At 68.1% G+C, this 16,058-nt stretch carries 16 protein-coding genes and 1 rRNA gene; 4 read left to right on the top strand and 13 right to left on the bottom strand.

What is annotated here, in order from left to right:
• From E1261_RS34265 to E1261_RS34255, 3 genes are all read right to left on the bottom strand, one after another.
• Positions 1-114 (bottom strand): 16S ribosomal RNA (locus E1261_RS34265); the annotation flags it as partial.
• 504 nt (positions 115-618) lie between these two features.
• Positions 619-1,917, bottom strand: coding sequence for a tyrosine--tRNA ligase (gene tyrS, locus E1261_RS34260; protein ID WP_132413850.1), 1,299 nt, complete (start codon positions 1,915-1,917; stop codon positions 619-621).
• A gap of 57 nt (positions 1,918-1,974) precedes the next feature.
• Positions 1,975-3,012, bottom strand: a complete 1,038-nt coding sequence (locus E1261_RS34255) for an App1 family protein (RefSeq protein ID WP_132413849.1) — start codon at positions 3,010-3,012, stop codon at positions 1,975-1,977.
• A gap of 113 nt (positions 3,013-3,125) precedes the next feature.
• On the opposite strand from E1261_RS34255, the gene E1261_RS34250 reads away from it, so the two are divergent.
• Positions 3,126-4,085 (top strand): LLM class flavin-dependent oxidoreductase, encoded by a 960-nt coding sequence (locus E1261_RS34250; protein ID WP_238176599.1) that lies wholly within the window; start codon positions 3,126-3,128, stop codon positions 4,083-4,085.
• On the opposite strand, the gene E1261_RS34245 is transcribed toward E1261_RS34250, so the two are convergent.
• The 10 genes from E1261_RS34245 to argC all read right to left on the bottom strand — a co-directional run bounded on the left by E1261_RS34245 (position 4,082) and on the right by argC (position 13,230).
• Positions 4,082-4,744, bottom strand: a complete 663-nt coding sequence (locus E1261_RS34245) for a DNA-3-methyladenine glycosylase (protein WP_132413848.1) — start codon at positions 4,742-4,744, stop codon at positions 4,082-4,084. The genes E1261_RS34250 and E1261_RS34245 overlap by 4 nt on opposite strands.
• Before the next feature lie 2 nt (positions 4,745-4,746).
• Positions 4,747-6,162, bottom strand: a complete 1,416-nt coding sequence (argH, locus tag E1261_RS34240) for an argininosuccinate lyase (protein ID WP_238176598.1) — start codon at positions 6,160-6,162, stop codon at positions 4,747-4,749.
• Between the two features lie 16 nt (positions 6,163-6,178).
• On the bottom strand, positions 6,179-6,853 hold the full coding sequence (locus E1261_RS34235; protein ID WP_132413846.1) for a hypothetical protein: 675 nt from the start codon (positions 6,851-6,853) through the stop codon (positions 6,179-6,181).
• The gene (locus E1261_RS34230) at positions 6,850-7,389 is read right to left on the bottom strand and encodes an RNA polymerase sigma factor (RefSeq protein ID WP_132413845.1); all 540 of its coding nucleotides are present in this window, start codon (positions 7,387-7,389) and stop codon (positions 6,850-6,852) included. The genes E1261_RS34235 and E1261_RS34230 overlap by 4 nt, the downstream gene beginning before the upstream one ends.
• Positions 7,390-7,454: 65 nt before the next feature.
• Positions 7,455-7,991, bottom strand: coding sequence for an arginine repressor (locus E1261_RS34225; RefSeq protein ID WP_132413844.1), 537 nt, complete (start codon positions 7,989-7,991; stop codon positions 7,455-7,457).
• Positions 7,988-8,923 carry an ornithine carbamoyltransferase gene (gene argF, locus E1261_RS34220; RefSeq protein ID WP_132413843.1) on the bottom strand — a complete coding sequence of 312 codons (936 nt, stop codon included), beginning with the start codon at positions 8,921-8,923 and terminating at the stop codon, positions 7,988-7,990. The genes E1261_RS34225 and argF overlap by 4 nt, the downstream gene beginning before the upstream one ends.
• On the bottom strand, positions 8,920-10,122 hold the full coding sequence (locus E1261_RS34215; RefSeq protein ID WP_132413842.1) for an acetylornithine transaminase: 1,203 nt from the start codon (positions 10,120-10,122) through the stop codon (positions 8,920-8,922). The genes argF and E1261_RS34215 overlap by 4 nt, the downstream gene beginning before the upstream one ends.
• On the bottom strand, positions 10,119-11,003 hold the full coding sequence (argB, locus tag E1261_RS34210) for an acetylglutamate kinase (protein WP_132413841.1): 885 nt from the start codon (positions 11,001-11,003) through the stop codon (positions 10,119-10,121). The genes E1261_RS34215 and argB overlap by 4 nt, the downstream gene beginning before the upstream one ends.
• Complete coding sequence (gene argJ / locus E1261_RS34205; protein WP_132413840.1) at positions 11,000-12,202, bottom strand: bifunctional glutamate N-acetyltransferase/amino-acid acetyltransferase ArgJ; 1,203 nt, start codon at positions 12,200-12,202, stop codon at positions 11,000-11,002. Before argJ ends, argB begins: the two co-directional genes overlap by 4 nt.
• On the bottom strand, positions 12,199-13,230 hold the full coding sequence (gene argC, locus E1261_RS34200) for an N-acetyl-gamma-glutamyl-phosphate reductase (protein WP_132413839.1): 1,032 nt from the start codon (positions 13,228-13,230) through the stop codon (positions 12,199-12,201). The genes argJ and argC overlap by 4 nt, the downstream gene beginning before the upstream one ends.
• 104 nt (positions 13,231-13,334) lie before the next feature.
• Between argC and E1261_RS34195 the strand changes: the two genes are divergently transcribed.
• The 3 genes from E1261_RS34195 to E1261_RS34185 all read left to right on the top strand — a co-directional run bounded on the left by E1261_RS34195 (position 13,335) and on the right by E1261_RS34185 (position 15,130).
• Positions 13,335-13,625, top strand: a complete 291-nt coding sequence (locus tag E1261_RS34195) for a hypothetical protein (protein ID WP_132413838.1) — start codon at positions 13,335-13,337, stop codon at positions 13,623-13,625.
• A gap of 67 nt (positions 13,626-13,692) precedes the next feature.
• A complete protein-coding gene (locus tag E1261_RS34190; protein ID WP_132413837.1) occupies positions 13,693-14,583 on the top strand; it encodes an RNA polymerase sigma-70 factor in 891 nt (296 codons plus the stop codon).
• Positions 14,584-14,611: 28 nt separating this feature from the next.
• Positions 14,612-15,130, top strand: coding sequence for a GNAT family N-acetyltransferase (locus E1261_RS34185; protein ID WP_132413836.1), 519 nt, complete (start codon positions 14,612-14,614; stop codon positions 15,128-15,130).
• Positions 15,131-16,058 lie beyond the last annotated feature (928 nt).

Raw genomic sequence — 16,058 nt, 5'->3', positions numbered from 1 at the left:
TGTTACTCACCCGTTCGCCGCTCGTGTACCCCCGAAGGGGCCTTACCGCTCGACTTGCATGTGTTAAGCACGCCGCCAGCGTTCGTCCTGAGCCAGGATCAAACTCTCCGTTGAAAAATATAGACAAGCCGAACCCTCAAGAGGATCCGACAGAGTCAACAACTTCGGTTGATCCTTTGAACATCAGAGACAATCAAACTGACTGAATCCAGAAATTACATTCAAAGGAATCCGAACACAGACACGATGTGTCTATGCACGGGGTTAATGCTAAATTTCGGCATTGACTTTCGGCACGCTGTTGAGTTCTCAAGAATCGGACGCTCACCGCAGCTGAACTTTGCAGTTCAGGCTTCCGGGGCAACCTGCAGTACTTTACCGGAGTGGATCCACCAAGTCAAGTCTTGATTTTTCCGACTCGCTCCCCATGAGCCAGTGGCCTGACCCGAGTCCGGAGACACGTTTCAGCTGCTTGAGCTTCGAGGGGGTTGGAAGGTCCGGCCGCTTCAGCGTCCTGCACTCGCTTCCAACAAGAAGAACATTACGTGGCTGGCGGGTAGACGGTCAAATCGGTTATCGGTGGGCTGAATCACAAGGCTGTAATTTGCCCCCGGCAACCTAGTTGTGCGAGTGCAGAACCCCTGCGAACGAACGCTTCCCACGGCGCAGGACGAGCACGCCACCAGGCAGCAGATCGTCCGCCCCCGGCACGTACTCGGCGTCCTTCACTTTCTCGTTGTTCAGGTACCCGCCACCTTCGGCCACCGTGCGGCGGGCGGCCGACTTGCTGGCCACCAGGCCGGACTTCACCAGCAGATCGCCGTACGTCGGCATCGCTTCGCCGGCGCCTAGTTCGACATGTGGTGCCTCGCGCAGTGCGGCCCGCAGGGTGTCGCCATCCAACGCGGCTAGCTCCCCCTGGCCGAAGAGCGCCTTCGACGCCTCCTGCACAGCGCGGGTCTCCCCCTCACCGTGCACCAGCGTCGTAACGTCCTCTGCGAGCACTCGCTGCGCTTCCCGAGCATGTGGTCGCTCAGCAGTCGCCAGCTCGAGCTCTGCGATCTCCTCGGCGGTGCGGAAGGTGTAGTACCGCACCAGCTGCATCACGTCGCGGTCGTCGGTGTTGAACCAGAACTGGTAGAAGGCGTACGGCGAAGTCAGCTCACGGTCGAGCCACACTGTGCCGGACTCCGTCTTGCCGAACTTCGTCCCGTCCGCCTTGGTCACCAGTGGCGTGGCCAGCGCATGCGCCTTGCCTGCGTCGGAACGTCGAATGAGCTCCACACCGGCCGTCAGGTTGCCCCACTGGTCGCTGCCACCGGTCTGCAGTGTGCAGCCGTGCCGGCGGTACAGCTCCAGGTAGTCCAGCGACTGCAGCAGCACGTAGCTGAACTCCGTGTAGCTGATCCCCTGCTCCAGCCGCGCCTTGACCACCTCGCGTCCGAGCATCCGGTTCACCGGGAAGTGCTTGCCGATGTCCCGCAGGAAGTCGAGGGTGTTGAGGTCCTTGGTCCAGTCGTAGTTGTTGACGATCCGGGCCGGGTTCGGCAGCGACTCGTCGAAGTCGACGAACTTCTCCACCTGCCCGCGGACCCGCTCGACCCACTGGGCCACGAGGTCCTTCGGGTTCAGTACTCGCTCGGAGCTCTCCTTGGGGTCACCGATCAGTCCGGTGGCACCGCCGACCAGACCGATCGGGTTGTGACCGGCCAGCTGGAGCCGGCGCAGTGTCAGCAACTGCAGCAGGTTGCCCATGTGCAGGCTGGGCGCCGTGGGGTCGAAGCCGACATACGAGGTGATCGGTCCGTCCGCCATAGCGCTGCGCAGCGCGTCCGGATCGGTGGAGTGCGCGATCAAACCGCGGCTCTCCAGCTCGTCCAACACCTGGGTACGGCGTGCGGTCCCGCTGTCGGTCACTTGTTCTCCTCAGTACGTCGGTACATCCCAAGTGTCCTGTACGACGAGGAGCCGGACCTAACTGGGCTCTGGCCGGGTGAGGATGTCGCGCAGCTGCGGCCGGAGCGCATGACCGTCCGGCCCCTGCACTGTTGCCGCCGTCGGCCGGTGCGGATCGTGCGCACCGGGGTCCTGGTTCGGCACGGGCAGACCGTGGGACAGCACCTGCTCAGCCGGGGTCAGCTGCCGGATGCCGATCGCTCGCACGTGATCCGGGTGCGACTGCGCAAAATCGCCGTACAGCTGTGGGTCGTGCTGTCCGTCGTCACCGATGAGCACCCAGCGCACGTCCGGGAACTCGCGGGCCAGCCGGCGCAGTGCGGTTCGTTTGTGCTCCTGGCCGCTGCGGAACCAGCCCGTGTTGGTCGGCCCCCAGTCCGTCATCAGGAGTGGGCCGAGCGGGTAGCCGTGCCGGGCGAGGAAGCGAGTGAGGGTCGGTGCTGTGTTCCAGGCGCCGGTGCTCAGGTAGAAGATCGGCGCACCCGGGTGGTCGGCCAGCAGCTCCTGGTACATCTCCGCCATCCCGGGCACGACGCGGCGCGCCTGCTCCTCGCGGACGAACGTGTTCCAGGCTGCGATCAGCGGGCGCGGCAGCATCGTCAGGATGACGGTGTCGTCGATATCGCTGAGCAGTCCGAATTTTGCGTCCGGATCGGGGACGAAGATGCTCGCTCTGGCCTGCCGCTCGCCGTGCACACCGAGATTGATCTCGTGCCACCCCGGCGGCAGCACCACCGGCACGGTGAGGTCGACCAGGCCGCCCCGGTCGGTGACGGCGTCGAACGTCTGGCCCTCGACCGTGACGGTCACTGCGACCTTCACTGCCGGCGCGGTGACGAAGACCCGCCAGCCCCGCACCACCTGGTCCTCGTCGAACCGCGGCTGGCTGCGCGGGTCCCGGCCCAGTACGACGCGGGCCAGCACCCGGACGTACTCCGTGGTGCCGTAACCGACCTGCGGGATGATCCGCTCACGCCACCCTCGGCGCCGGAGAATCGCCTGCACCCCGAGGTTGAACCAGTCCTCGAGACGGGACGCGTAGTGCGGACGGGCCATACCCGAAACCTACCCGTAGGCGGGGCCGCTACGCGCACCTGAGCTGACGCCTGGACAGACCTTTACCGAACTGTCGGTGCCGGACTGTCGGACGCAGCGTCTACCGTCGTCGCATGACTCAGACCTCCGCTGCTGTCGGGATGTGCTTCCCCCGGACTTTCCCTGCCGCTCTCGTGACCGATGTGGCCCGCCGGCTCGAGGCTGGTGGCGCCGACGAGCTATGGATCATCGAGGACTGCTTCTACACCGCCGGGCCGTCGCTGGTGGCCGCTGCGTTGGCGTCGACCGAGCGCCTGACTGTGGGACTCGGGATCGTGCCTGCAGTGGCGCGGACCGCAGCTGTCACAGCGATGGAGTTCGCGACGCTGGAGGCCCTGGCGCCGGGGCGTTTTCTGCCGGGGATCGGGCACGGTGTGCAGGAGTGGATGGGGCAGATGGGCGTCCGGGCGAAGTCGCCACTCACTGCACTCGACGAGGTGACGAGTACGGTCACTCGGCTGCTGGCCGGCGAGAAGGTCACCTTCGAGGGCAAGACGGTGTACCTGAAGGACGTGCAGCTCGACACTCCCCCGGTGACGCCGCCGCCGATTCTGCTGGGTGTGATGGGGCCGAAGTCGATGGCGCTGGCCGGACGGGTCGGCGGTGGGCTGGTGCTGGCCGAGCCGGCCACTCCGGCGTACGTGACGCAGTCGCTGGAGCTCGCTGGGAATCCGGAGGGGTTCGTGGTCGCCGCGTTCACGGCGATGTGCGTGCGGCCGGACCGGAAGGCGGCGTACGAGTGGACTGCGCCGTGGCTGGGTGAGCGGATCCGCACGAAGTACGCCGGGGTTGCTGCGCTGCCGTTCTTCGATGAGCTGGAGAAGTTGTACGCCGAGTCCGGTGACGCGGGTCTGGTCGGGATGCCGGTCGACTGGTGGACGGCGATCGGTGCGGTCGGGACTGTCGAGGACGCGGCCGCGCACCTGGATCAGTTGGAGGCTGCTGGGGTGCACCACATCGGACTGTTCCCGGACCCGGAGGTCGAGCACGGGCTGCCGCAGCTGGAGTACGTCGTGGAGCTGGCAAACCGCTAGGCGCGACGCTTCGGGACGTGCGGACGGTACGGCGAGACTGTCGGGTCGTTGGGGATCCAGAACCGCCAGCACCAATCAGGTGCTTCGCGGAGACCCACCCGCGGCCCGGTGGACGGCGTACCGTCGAAGCCGGGCCCGTCGAGCAGGCGCACCGGGGAGTCCTTGGCCAGTAGGTCGACTCCGTTGTGCTCCCGATCGATGCCAAGAGCAACACACATCCGCGCCGGCCCGCGCGCCAGATCGCGATCCGGGTTGGCAGCCGGCCGCTTGCGTACCGGCCCGGGCAGAACACCACCGGTTCCGATCAGAGCAGGAACCACACCGCGGCGGTGTCGGGCGAGTTCCACTCCCTCGATTACTTCGCCGGCTCGGAGGAGGACGGCTGAGGGTGTGCCGGTGGGGCCGGTTCCGATGTTCATGCAGAAGTGCATGCCGTAGGTGAAGTAGACGTAGAGGAAGCCTGGTGGGCCGAACATGACGGCGTTGCGTGGGGTTTCGCCGCGGTAGGCGTGCGAGCCGGGGTCGTTGGGGCCGTCGTAGGCCTCGACCTCGGTGATGCGGACGGCGACCGTGCCCTCCGCCGTCGTACTGCGGAGGACAGTGCCGAGCAGTAGCGGGGCGACGTCGAGGACGGGCCCCGCTAGTTGCGTACGGCGCATGCTCAGCGGAGGCGGGCGGTGTACTGGGCGGCTCGGGCGTGCAGTTCGGCCAGCTGGTGGGTGACCTGGTCTACGGAGGTGCCACCGCGGGTGTTGCGGGAGGCGAGTGAGCCTTCGACGGTCAGCACTGTGCGGACGTCCGGCGTGAGTAGCGGTGAGATGGCCGCGAGGTCCTCGTCAGTGAGGTCCCACAGCTCGATGCCGCGCTTCTCGCACTCCTGGACGCAGGCACCGGCCAGCTCGTGCGCGACCCGGAACGGGACCTGCTGCCGGACCAGCCACTCGGCGATGTCAGTGGCGAGGGAGAAGCCCTGCGGGGCCAGCTCCTCGAGGCGCTCGGTGTTGAAGCGCAGTGTCCGGATCATCCCGGTGAACGCGGGCAGCAGCACCTCGAGGGTGTCGATGGAGTCGAAGACCGGCTCCTTGTCCTCCTGCAGGTCGCGGTTGTAGGCCAGTGGCTGCGCCTTCAGGGTCGCGAGCAGTCCGCTCAGGTTGCCGATCAGGCGACCGGCCTTGCCGCGGGCGAGCTCGGCGATATCCGGGTTCTTCTTCTGCGGCATGATGCTCGACCCGGTCGAGTACGCGTCGTCCAGCTCGACGAAACCGAACTCCTTCGTCGCCCAGATGATCACCTCCTCGGCCTGCCGGGACAGGTCGATCCCGACCTGTGCGGTGACGAAGGCGAACTCCGCGACGAAGTCCCGGGACGCCGTACCGTCGATCGAGTTCGCCGAGGAGTTCGTGAAGCCGAGCTCGGTCGCGACGTACTGCGGGTCCAGCCCGAGCGAGCTGCCGGCCAGAGCACCTGACCCGTACGGCGAGTCGGCGGCGACGCGGGCGTCCCAGTCGGCGAGCCGATCCAGGTCGCGGATCAGCGGCCAGGCGTGTGCGAGCAGGTGATGCGAGAGCAGGACCGGCTGTGCGTGCTGCAGGTGCGTCCGGCCGGGCATGGCCACACCGAGGTGCTTCTCGGCCTGGTCGGCGAGCGTGTTGACCTGCTCCAGCACCAGGCGGGCGATGATGCGGCCGTGCTCTCGCAGGTAGCTCTTGAACAGCGTGGCGACCTGGTCGTTGCGGGAGCGGCCGGCGCGCAGCCGCCCACCCAGCTCAGCCCCGAGGCGCTCCAGCAGCCCACGCTCCAGCGCGGTGTGCACGTCCTCGTCGTCCTCAGCGGGCAGAAACGCACCGCTGAGGACATCGGCCAGCAGACCGTCCAGCCCGGCCAGCATCGCGTCCAGGTCCGCGTCGGTCAGCAGCCCCGCTCGGTGCAGCACCTTGGCGTGGGCCTTGGACCCCGCGATGTCGTACGGCGCCAGCCGCCAGTCGAAGTGTGTCGACTTGCTCAACGCCGCCAACGCGTCGGCCGGCCCGCCCGCGAACCGTCCGCCCCACAGGGCCGCACTCTCACCTGAACTCACCAAGCCATCCTCTCAGTCACTTACTCAAGATCTTCCGCCAGGTGTCGGCGGTCGGTACGTCGTACGTCCGGCTGAAGTCGCAGACGCCGGCCCACGGCCGGTCCATCGGGTCGCCGCCTTCTGTTCTCGGCGCCCCGGAGATCAGGAGCCGATCACCGATCTCGTAGCCGTGGGTCACGCTCGTCTGGACCTGGTGGCCCGGCCCGATCCCCATCTGCACGGTGAACTGCTGCTTGCCACTGCTCGGCCGGAACCACTCGTTCACCACGAAGGTCACGTTCCAGGTCGTCAACCCGGCGTCCTGGGTCTCGGGGATCTTCACGGCGGAGAGGACGGTGCCATCGAAGGCGACCGGCACCTTGGCGAACCGCTCCGGCGAGAGTGGGTAAGCGCAGGAGTGCGAGACGTTGGGGTCACCCAGCGGCTTGCTCGGGGGGTAGGTGGTAGGGGTCGTGGCCGGTGCGACCGGTAGCGCGGTGGGGGTGCCGCCCTGCTGCAGCGCTACGACGCCGATGACCGCTGCGGTCGCCGCAGTTGCCAGGACGGGTGCCAGGAAGCGGCGCACGGTACGGCGCCGGGTGCTGCCGGCTGCGACCTTCGCAACGCGCTGAGTAGCGTGGGCGAGCACCTCGGGTGAGGGCGGCGGGACCTTGCCCGCGGACTGCAGCGTGGTCCAGTTGTCGTCGTTCATCGGTCGGCCTCCTGTCGGGTGGTTTCGTCCTCTACTTGGGCCGAACCGGAGAGGCGTTCGTCCATGCGTTGTCTGGCGCGGTGCAGGCGGGACCTGGCAGTACCGGCGGGGATGCCGAGCACCTGCGCCGCTTCGGTCGGGCTGAGGTTCTCCCAGGCCACCAGGAGCAGCAGTTCGCGTTCAGCCGCCGGCAGCGCCCGCAGGCCGGTGCGCAGCTGCGGTGCGAGCGCTGCGGCGTCCAGACGGGAGTCGATCGCGGCGGTCTCGTCGACCGGGCGGTCGATACCGATGACGCGAGCCATGGTGCTGCGGAGGCGGTGCTTGCGGTAGTAGCCGTGCAGAACGTGCCGGGCGACGCCGAACAGCCACGCGCGCGGCGTCCCGAGATCCGGGTCGAATCCGGAGCGCCCGCCGTACGCGGCCACCCACACGTCCCCCAGCAAGTCGTCCGCGACTCCGCCGGCCGTCCGGCGGCTCAGGTAGGCATGGATGTCCGGTCCATGTTGTTCCACCTGTGCCGCGAACCAGTCGTCCATCCCGTGTTCCCCCTTCGCCGGTCTACCGTCGCCTCGTACTTGGCGCGAACCGGCGGGAGCGTTCGCTACCGGGGCTCTCGGGCGGCCAGTGACAGCAGACGCGCAGCCAGGGCCTCGCCGCCGGACGGGTTGCGGCTGACGATCATGACGGTGTCGTCGCCGGCGATGGTGCCGAGAACGTCGTCCAGTCCCACGTGGTCGATCGCCGACGCGAGGTACTGGGCCGCTCCCGGCGGGGTTCGCAGGATGACCAGGTTGGCGCTGCCCTCGGCCGAGACCAGCAGCTCGGACGCTACGCGCGCCAGCCGGGCCTCGAATGCGGCCGCCTCGCCAGCGCGCGGGGTGCGGTCACCGCCCTCCCCCGGTACGGCGTACACCTGCTGGCCGGAGGAATCCCGGACCTTGACCGCTCCGATCTCGACCAGGTCGCGGGACAACGTCGCCTGGCCGACCACCAGCCCGGAGGCCGACAGCAGGTCGGCCAGCTCGGTCTGCGACCGCACCGGCTGACGGCCGAGCAGGTCCACGATCCGCTGCTGCCGGGCGGTCTTGGTAGTCGGAACCGCACTGTGTCTATTGAGGAGCTCGCTTCGCTCGGTCATCCTTGAAAGCTCCTAGCCAGCAGCCACGACAGCAGCGCCTTCTGCGCGTGCAACCGGTTCTCTGCTTCGTCCCACACGACCGATTGTGGCCCGTCGAGGACCGCGGCCTCGATCTCTTTGCCCCGGTACGCGGGGAGGCAATGCAGCACGATCGCATCGTCCTTGGCCTTCGCGACCAGCTGTTCGGTCACCGAGTACGGCACGAACGGCGCCTCGCGCTCGGACGCTGACGCCTCCTGCCCCATCGACACCCAGGTGTCGGTGGCGATCACATCGGCGCCGTCGACAGCGGCGTACGGGTCGTCGGTCCACGCTGCCGAGCCACCTGTTTCGGCCGCGATCTCGGCTGCGCGAGCCAGGATGGCCGGATCCGGCTGGAAGTCCGCGGGCGATGCGACGACCACGTGCATCCCGGCGGTCGCACCGCCGAGGAGGTACGAGTGGGCCATGTTGTTCGCGCCGTCGCCGAAGTAGACGAGCTTGAGGCCTGCTGTCGCGCCCTTGTGCTGCCGGACGGTGAGCAGGTCGGCGAGGATCTGGCACGGGTGGAACTCGTCGGTGAGCGCGTTGACGACCGGTACCCGCGAGGCCGCGGCCATCTCGTCGATCCGTGTCTGCCCGGCGGTCCGCCAGACGATCGCGGCCACCTGCCGGTCGAGCACGCGAGCGGTGTCGGCGATCGGCTCGCCGCGGCCCATCTGCGAGGTCTGCGCGTCGATGATCAGCGAGGCGCCACCGAGCTCGGCGATTCCGACGGCGAACGAGATCCGCGTCCGGGTGGATGCCTTGTCGAAGATCACCGCGACGGACTTCGGCCCGGCCAGCGGCTGATGCCCGTACCGATCCCCGGTCAGCTGCTGCGCAAGCGTCAGCACCTCGTCCTGCTCCACCGGGCTGAGGTCGTCGTCCCTGAGAAAGTGCCGAACGGTCATGGGATCACCACCTGGTCGAGGAGCCCCGGGAGGGCGGCGACGAAGCTGTCGGCGTCAGCCTTGCTGAGGATGTACGGCGGCGCCAGCCGCAACGCGTTCGGGATCGGGTTGTTGATGACGAACCCGGCCTCCAGCGCGAGCGCCGCGACCTGGTCCGAGACCGGTTGGGTCAGCTCGATCGCGAGCAGCAGCCCGCGTCCGCGGACCCCGGCGATCATCGGGTGGTCGAGTGCGATCAGCGACGACGCGAGATGGTTGCCGACGGCATTGACCTGGGCGAGCAGGCCGTCCCGCTCGATCACGGTCAGCACCGCGAGCCCGGCGATCGCGGCGACCGGGTTGCCGCCGAACGTCGTACCGTGGTTGCCCGGCTGCAGCAGGTCTGCCGCCGCGCCGAGGCCGACGCAGGCACCGATCGGTATCCCGGCACCGAGCCCCTTCGCCAGCGTCACGAGGTCTGGCGTGATGCCCTCGGACTGGAACGCGAACCACGTGCCGGTCCGCCCGACGCCGGTCTGGATCTCGTCGAGCCACAGCAGCGCCCCGTGCTCGGAGGTGATCCGCCGCGCCGCCTGCAGGTAGCCGTCCGGCGGTACGACGACGCCGTTCTCGCCCTGGATCGGTTCCAGTACGACGGCCGCCGTCTCGTCGTCGACTGCGGCCGCGAGCGCCTCGGCGTCGCCGTACGGGACGAAGGTGACGTCACCCGGCAGCGGCGCGAAGAGCTCCCGGTACGCCGGTTTCCAGGTCACCGCGAGGGCGCCCATCGTGCGGCCGTGGAAGGCGCCGATGGTGGAGACGATCTTGGTCCGGCCGGTCCGCCGGGTGATCTTGAACGCCGCCTCGTTCGCCTCGGTGCCGGAGTTCGTGAAGAACACCTTGCCGGGGGCATCGAAGAGACTGAGCAGTTTCTCGGCCAGCGCGATCTGCGGTGCGGAGGCGAAGAAGTTCGAGACGTGGCCGAGGGTGGCGAGCTGTGAGGTCACCGCGGAGACCACGAACGGATGCGCGTGGCCGAGGCAGTTCACCGCGAGGCCGCCGAGCAGATCGAGGTACTTGTTGCCGTCGGCATCCCACAGGTAAGCGCCCTCGCCGCGGATCAGCACCCGCTTCGGCGCACCGAACGTGTTCATCAGGGCACCGGCGTACCGCTCGGTCAGCGCGGCCTGGGTGCCATCGACAGTGAGCAATTCGGTCATGAGGGGATCACCTGGGTTCCGCTTCCGGCGTCGGTGAAGATTTCGAGCAGTAGCGAGTGCGGGACGCGGCCGTCGATGACGGTGGCGCGCGAGACGCCGGACTGCACTGCGCGCAGGCAGGCCTCCATCTTGGGGACCATCCCGGACGCCAGCGACGGCAGCAGCTCGGCGAGCTCGTTCGCGTCGATCTGGGTGATGATCTCTTCGCTCTCCGGCCAGTTGCGGTAGAGGCCGGCGACATCGGTCAGTACGACGAGTTTCGAGGCACCGAGCGCGACCGCCAGCGCGGACGCGGCGGTGTCGGCGTTCACGTTGTGCGCCAGGCCGTCCTCGTCCGGCGCGATCGTCGACACGACCGGGATCCGGCCGGCGTCGATCAGGTCGATCACGGCCTCCGGGCGGACGTCGACCACGTCACCGACCAGGCCGATATCCACAGCTTCGCCGTCGACGAGCGCCGTACGGCGTTCTGCCGTGAACAGCCCGGCGTCCTCACCGGACATCCCGACCGCGAACGGGCCGTGCGCGTTCAGCAGGCCGACGAGTTCGCGACCGACCTTGCCCACCAGGACCATGCCGACCACGTCCATCGCCTCGGGCGTCGTCACCCGCAGCCCACCGCGGAACTCGCTGTCGATGCCGAGCCGGTGCAGCATGTCGCTGATCTGCGGCCCACCACCGTGCACGACGACCACCCGGACACCGCAGTGCCGGAGGAACACGATGTCGGAGGCGAACGCCTGCTTCAGCTCGTCGTCGACCATCGCGTTCCCGCCGTACTTCACGACGATCGTCTTGCCGTGGAACTCCTTCAGCCACGGCAACGCCTCAGTCAGTACGGCAGCCTTCTCAACCGCAGCCGCGTGCGTGGTGGTCGTCATGAGCTGTAGGCCGAGTTCTCTTCGACGTACGCGTGGGAAAGGTCGGTGGTGAGCACAGTCGCGGAGGCCGGGCCGGCGTGGAGGTCGATCACCACGTCGATCTCCAGACCGCTGATGTCGGCCTCGGAGCGGTCGACGCCCTTGCCGCCGGCGATGCAGATCGCGGCGCCGTTCAAAGTGATGTCGAGGAGTGCCGGGTCGAAGGCGGTGGGGGCGTTGCCGACGGCCATCGCGATCCGGCCCCAGTTCGGGTCGGAGGCGAAGAAGGCGGTCTTGCAGAGGTTGTCCTCGGCCACGATCTTCGCGGCGGCCAGCGCCTCGGCCTCGGTGGCCGCGTTCTGCACTGTGATGCTGACGTGTTTGGTCACACCCTCGGCGTCCGCCTGCAGCTGCTTCACCAGGTCAGCAGCCAGGGTGGCCAGGGCGGCCTCGAACTCGTCCGGGCTGACGGTCACCCCGGAGGCGCCCGAACTCAGCAACAGCACGGTGTCGTTGGTCGACGTACCGCCGTCGACGTCGAGCCGGTTGAACGTCTTGCCGACCGCGTTCCGCAGCGCGTGGTCGAGGTGCGGCTGATCCAGTACGGCGTCGGTCGTGATCACGCTGAGCATCGTGGCCATGTTCGGCGCGCACATCCCGGCGCCCTTGGCGAACCCGCCGATGCTCCACCCGCCCGGGTGGGTCAGTGCGGCCTGCTTCGGCACGTTGTCGGTCGTCATGACGGCAGTGGCAGCTTTGAGGCCAGCCTCTGGACCGGTAGCCAGCTCAGCGACGGCCTTGTCGATGCCGGAGAGCAGTGCGTCCATCGGCAGCCGCTCACCGATCAGACCGGTCGAACAGACTCCTACCTCGGCCGCACCGATGCTCAGAACCTCAGCCAGCTTCTCTGCGGTCTTATGCGTGTCCTGGAAGCCCTCTGCTCCGGTGCACGCGTTCGCGCCACCAGAGTTGAGGACTACTGCCTTGAGCTTGCCGGCGGTCAGCACCTGCTGCGACCACAGCACCGGTGCGGCCTTCACCTTGTTGGTGGTGAAGACACCGGCGGCCACGTCATGCGGTCCGTCGTTGACGACCACGGTGAGGTCCGGCGTACCGGCGGGCTTGATCCCGGCGATCACCCCGGCCGCGCGGAAGCCGGCCGGCGCGGTCACTCCGGCGCTCCGATCGACTTGGGTGGCGGGAGTGACAGCTACGGTCACGGGGCTACTCCTACTAGAGGCAGGGCCACGGTCTCTTCGAGACCGAGAGCCAGGTTCATGCACTGCACGGCTGCGCCGGCGGTGCCCTTGGTGAGGTTGTCCATCGCGGCCACGACGACGACGCGGCCGATGCGCTGGTCGATCGTGACCTGCAACTGCACAGTGTTCGCGCCGAGGGTGGCCTGGGTCTGCGGCCACTGCCCCTCGGGCAGCAGGTGAATGAATGGTTCGTTGGCGTAGGCCTCTTCGTAGGCCTGCCGCAGTGTCGCCAGGTCAGTGCCTTCGGCAACCGGTGCGCTGCACGTCGCGAGGATCCCCCGCGACATCGGCACCAGCACCGGGGTGAACGAGACGCTCACCGGGCCAGCGGCGTACGGGGTGAGGTTCTGCTCGATCTCGGGGGTGTGGCGGTGCACGCCACCGACGCCGTACGCAGATGCGGAGCCCATCACCTCCGCACCGAGCAGGTGCGCCTTCGGGGCCTTGCCGGCTCCGGACGTCCCGCTGACGGCGACCACGACCAGCTGTGTCGGGTCGACCAGGCCACGCTGGACCGCGGGCAGCAGCGCGAGGGTGGAGACAGTCGGATAGCAACCCGGTACGGCGACTCGGTGCGAACCGCGGAGCTTGTCCCGCTGACCGGGCAGCTCCGGGAGCCCGTACGGCCACGAGCCTGCATGCTCACCGCCGTAGAACTCCACCCACGTCTCGGCCTCCGTCAGCCGGAAGTCCGCGCCGCAGTCGATCACGGTGACGTCCTCGCCGAGCTGCTCGGCGAGTCCGGCGGACTGTCCATGCGGCAAAGCCAGGAACACCACGTCGTGACCGGCGAGTTGCTCCGCCGTGGTCTCGACCAGGATGCGCCCGGCCAGCGGCACGAGGTGCGGGTGATGCGCTCCGAGCGCCGTACCGGCGTTCCCGCCGGCGGTGAGTGCACCGATCTCGACCCCAGGGTGCGCAGTCAGCAACCGAAGCAGCTCGCCCCCCGCGTAACCACTGGCCCCGGCCACCGCCACCTTCACGCTCATGTGAATGAGTATGCCATGGGCTGGAAAAATATCCAAGGACTACTCAGTGCTGTCGGGTAGAACCACTCACGCGCCGGGGTGCTTCGCGCCGGACAGTGAGGTGCATGAAGCGCGCATATCTGGTGTACCTCGGCTGGACCTTGGTTGGCATTCTCGCGGTGACAACACTCGGAGTCTACGAGGATCGATGGCCGGACCCGAACAACAACTTCGGCAACCCGGTGGTGTTCGTCGCGTTCGTCTTCGCACCCGGCCTCCTGCTCGGCTGGCTGGCCGGCCTGGGCCTGGTCGCCCTGTTCCGCAAAGCCCATCCACTGCTCGCCGGCAGCCTGGCCTTCGGCGGAGCGATCCTCACGGCGGCCCTGTTGTCCATGCTCCAGATGGCGCTGTTCTGATCCGCTGTCACAACTGATGGGGCTGTCGTGTCGGAGTAGGTACGGCAAACTTCGGGAGGTGGGCGGGATGGCGGACGAGCGGCTGGCGCGGGAGTTCGACGAGCACCGGGTCGTGCTGCTGGGTGCGGCGTACCGGGTGGTCGGGAGCGCTAGCGATGCGGAAGACATCGTGCAGGAGACCTGGCTGCGCTGGGCCGGCGTGGATCATTCCGAGGTGCGGGATGTGCGCGCGTACCTGATCCGGATCACGACCCGGCTCGCGCTGAATCGGCTCCGCCAGCAGAAGGCGCGCCGGGAGCAGTACGTCGGGCCGTGGCTCCCGGAGCCGATCGTGCGTTGCGAGACGCCGGACGCCGACCCCGAGGCCGCGGTCGAGCTGGCGGATTCGGTCAGCATGGCGATGCTCGTCGTACTGGAGACGCTTTCCCCGCTGGAGCGCGCGACGTTCGTGCTGCGCGAGGTCTTCGACCTGCCGTACGACGAGATCGCGGAAACGCTCGGTCGGTCCGAGGCCGCCGTACGGCAGCTCGCCCACCGGGCTCGCGGGCATGTGCACGCGCGGCAGCCCCGGCACCGGGTCGACAAGGCGCGGCACACCGAGCTGACCATGCAGTTCATGAAGGCGGCCGGTTCCGGCGATTTCGCCAAGGTGGTCGCGCTGCTGGCCCCGGACTCGGTGCTGATCAGCGACGGCGGCGGGAAGAAGACCGCGGCGCTGAAACCGATCCAGGGCGCCGAGAAGATCGCCCGCTGGCTGTTCGGCGTGATGAGTTCCTACCCGGGCTTCGAGCTGATGCCGGTGGCACTGAACGGCGAGATCGCGTTCGTCGTGTACTACGGCGACGAGCCCGACACGGTCGCCTTCGTGCAGACCTCCGGCGAGCTGATCACCGAGCTCTACCTGATCCGGAACCCCGACAAGCTCACCACTGTCCCCGCGCGGCACGCTTTAGACTAGGTGCAACTCAGTCGCACGTGGAGGTGTCGTGAAGTACGTGGTCGTGGAACCGGACGAGGCACTCGATCCCGGATTGCGAGCGGACCTGCTCGACACCTGGGTCGCCGCAACCGACGCCGGCGGCGCGGTCGGCTTCACCGCACCGGCACCGGTGGAGCAGATCGCCGAGACGCTGGATGACGCGCTCGGCCGGGTCGCCACCGGGATCGACCTCCTCGGCGTACTGCACGACGGCGAGCGGTACGCCGGAATGGGTGTGCTCTCCAACCGCGGCAGCACGCTGTACGCCCACTGGCGCACGGTCCTGCGCGTCATGGTCCACCCGAAACACCAAGGCACCGGCGCCGGCCGCATCCTGATGGAAGGCCTCCGCGGCTCAGCCACCGACCTGGGCCTCCAGCAACTCCAACTCACCATCCGCGACGGCCTCGGTCTCGAGAAGTTCTACCAACCCCTCGGCTACCGCATCGTCGGCCGCCACCCCCAAGCCATCCGAGTCGCCGCCAACGACTACCGCGACGAAATCATGCTCATCCGCGACCTCTAACCCGCCGCGGGTCAGCGGCCGACGGTGCCTGAGGCCGCGGGTGCGGTCGTTCGCCGGAACGGTGGTTGGTGGGCAGGCGCCGCGGTTGGGGAGCATGTTGTGTCTGGTGGACCCAATTCCATCCCCACACGGCCAACCACAGGCGACGGCCACTTGGCAAACAACCTCTCCCGCGGCAGCGACCAAAGCCCGTCAGCCACAGGCAACGATCACCCGATCGCCGACCGCACCATCCACCTCAGCCATCGCGGCGCCCAGCCACGCTGTCTTTGTGGCTACCGAGGTGAACGTCGCCTGGGCTGACGGGCTGGGGCTGAGGTTCGAGATCGTTGCCCGCCAAGGAGCCTGCCCCCTCAGTCAGGGGGTTGCCCCCTCAGTCAGGGGGTTGCCCCATGAGTTGGGGGGTTGCCCCTCCGAGATTTCGATGGGCAACCCACCATCTCAGGGGATAACGCTCGAGCTGGAGGGTTGCCGGGCGAGTGAGGGGTTGCTAGTCGGTGGATTTTCGTCACCGGTGACGAAAATCCACCGGATAACGCATCGACCAGCCGCGGCCGGGCCGAAACGGGCGCCGAATGAACGCTGGGGCGGACCGCCGCGCCATCACAAATGAGGGTTCGCGGGGCAGCCACGCGTGGGCGGGGGGCGATTCGGCCAGTTGTGATGGCCTGGGGATCCGCGGTGCGGGCGACGAGTGGCTGGGGGGCCAGTGAAGATCCGCGGGGCGTCGGCTACAGGGCGGCGTACCGACGGACGGGTAGAGGTGGGCGATGGCCGACGTTCGCAGGCGGGTGTACGCCTGGAGGTTCGGGTTCTCGGCGACTACTACCCGTTCTTCGGTACGGCGTTAGCGGCGGGAGCGGGCTAGGGCTAGGAGGGTGGCGCCCAGGGCGGTGAGGAGGGAGCCGAGGGTTAGGAGGACGGGGGG

Source organism: Kribbella albertanoniae (assembly GCF_004348455.1).
GTDB lineage: Bacteria > Actinomycetota > Actinomycetes > Propionibacteriales > Kribbellaceae > Kribbella > Kribbella albertanoniae.
Note: the sequence above shows the minus strand (reverse complement) of the source record. Positions and strands in the feature narration are given on the sequence as shown.

Bases quoted from the DNA above. Each gene is read 5' to 3' on its own strand.
- E1261_RS34255 (WP_132413849.1), bottom strand. From the start codon at position 3,012: ATGGCCCGTCCGCACTACGCGTCCCGTCTCGAGGACTGGTTCAACCTC.
- E1261_RS34250 (WP_238176599.1), top strand. From the start codon at position 3,126: ATGACTCAGACCTCCGCTGCTGTCGGGATGTGCTTCCCCCGGACTTTC.
- E1261_RS34245 (WP_132413848.1), bottom strand. From the start codon at position 4,744: ATGCGCCGTACGCAACTAGCGGGGCCCGTCCTCGACGTCGCCCCGCTA.
- E1261_RS34235 (WP_132413846.1), bottom strand. From the start codon at position 6,853: ATGAACGACGACAACTGGACCACGCTGCAGTCCGCGGGCAAGGTCCCG.
- E1261_RS34230 (WP_132413845.1), bottom strand. From the start codon at position 7,389: ATGGACGACTGGTTCGCGGCACAGGTGGAACAACATGGACCGGACATC.
- E1261_RS34225 (WP_132413844.1), bottom strand. From the start codon at position 7,991: ATGACCGAGCGAAGCGAGCTCCTCAATAGACACAGTGCGGTTCCGACT.
- argF (WP_132413843.1), bottom strand. From the start codon at position 8,923: ATGACCGTTCGGCACTTTCTCAGGGACGACGACCTCAGCCCGGTGGAG.
- E1261_RS34215 (WP_132413842.1), bottom strand. From the start codon at position 10,122: ATGACCGAATTGCTCACTGTCGATGGCACCCAGGCCGCGCTGACCGAG.
- argB (WP_132413841.1), bottom strand. From the start codon at position 11,003: ATGACGACCACCACGCACGCGGCTGCGGTTGAGAAGGCTGCCGTACTG.
- argC (WP_132413839.1), bottom strand. From the start codon at position 13,230: ATGAGCGTGAAGGTGGCGGTGGCCGGGGCCAGTGGTTACGCGGGGGGC.
- E1261_RS34195 (WP_132413838.1), top strand. From the start codon at position 13,335: ATGAAGCGCGCATATCTGGTGTACCTCGGCTGGACCTTGGTTGGCATT.
- E1261_RS34190 (WP_132413837.1), top strand. From the start codon at position 13,693: ATGGCGGACGAGCGGCTGGCGCGGGAGTTCGACGAGCACCGGGTCGTG.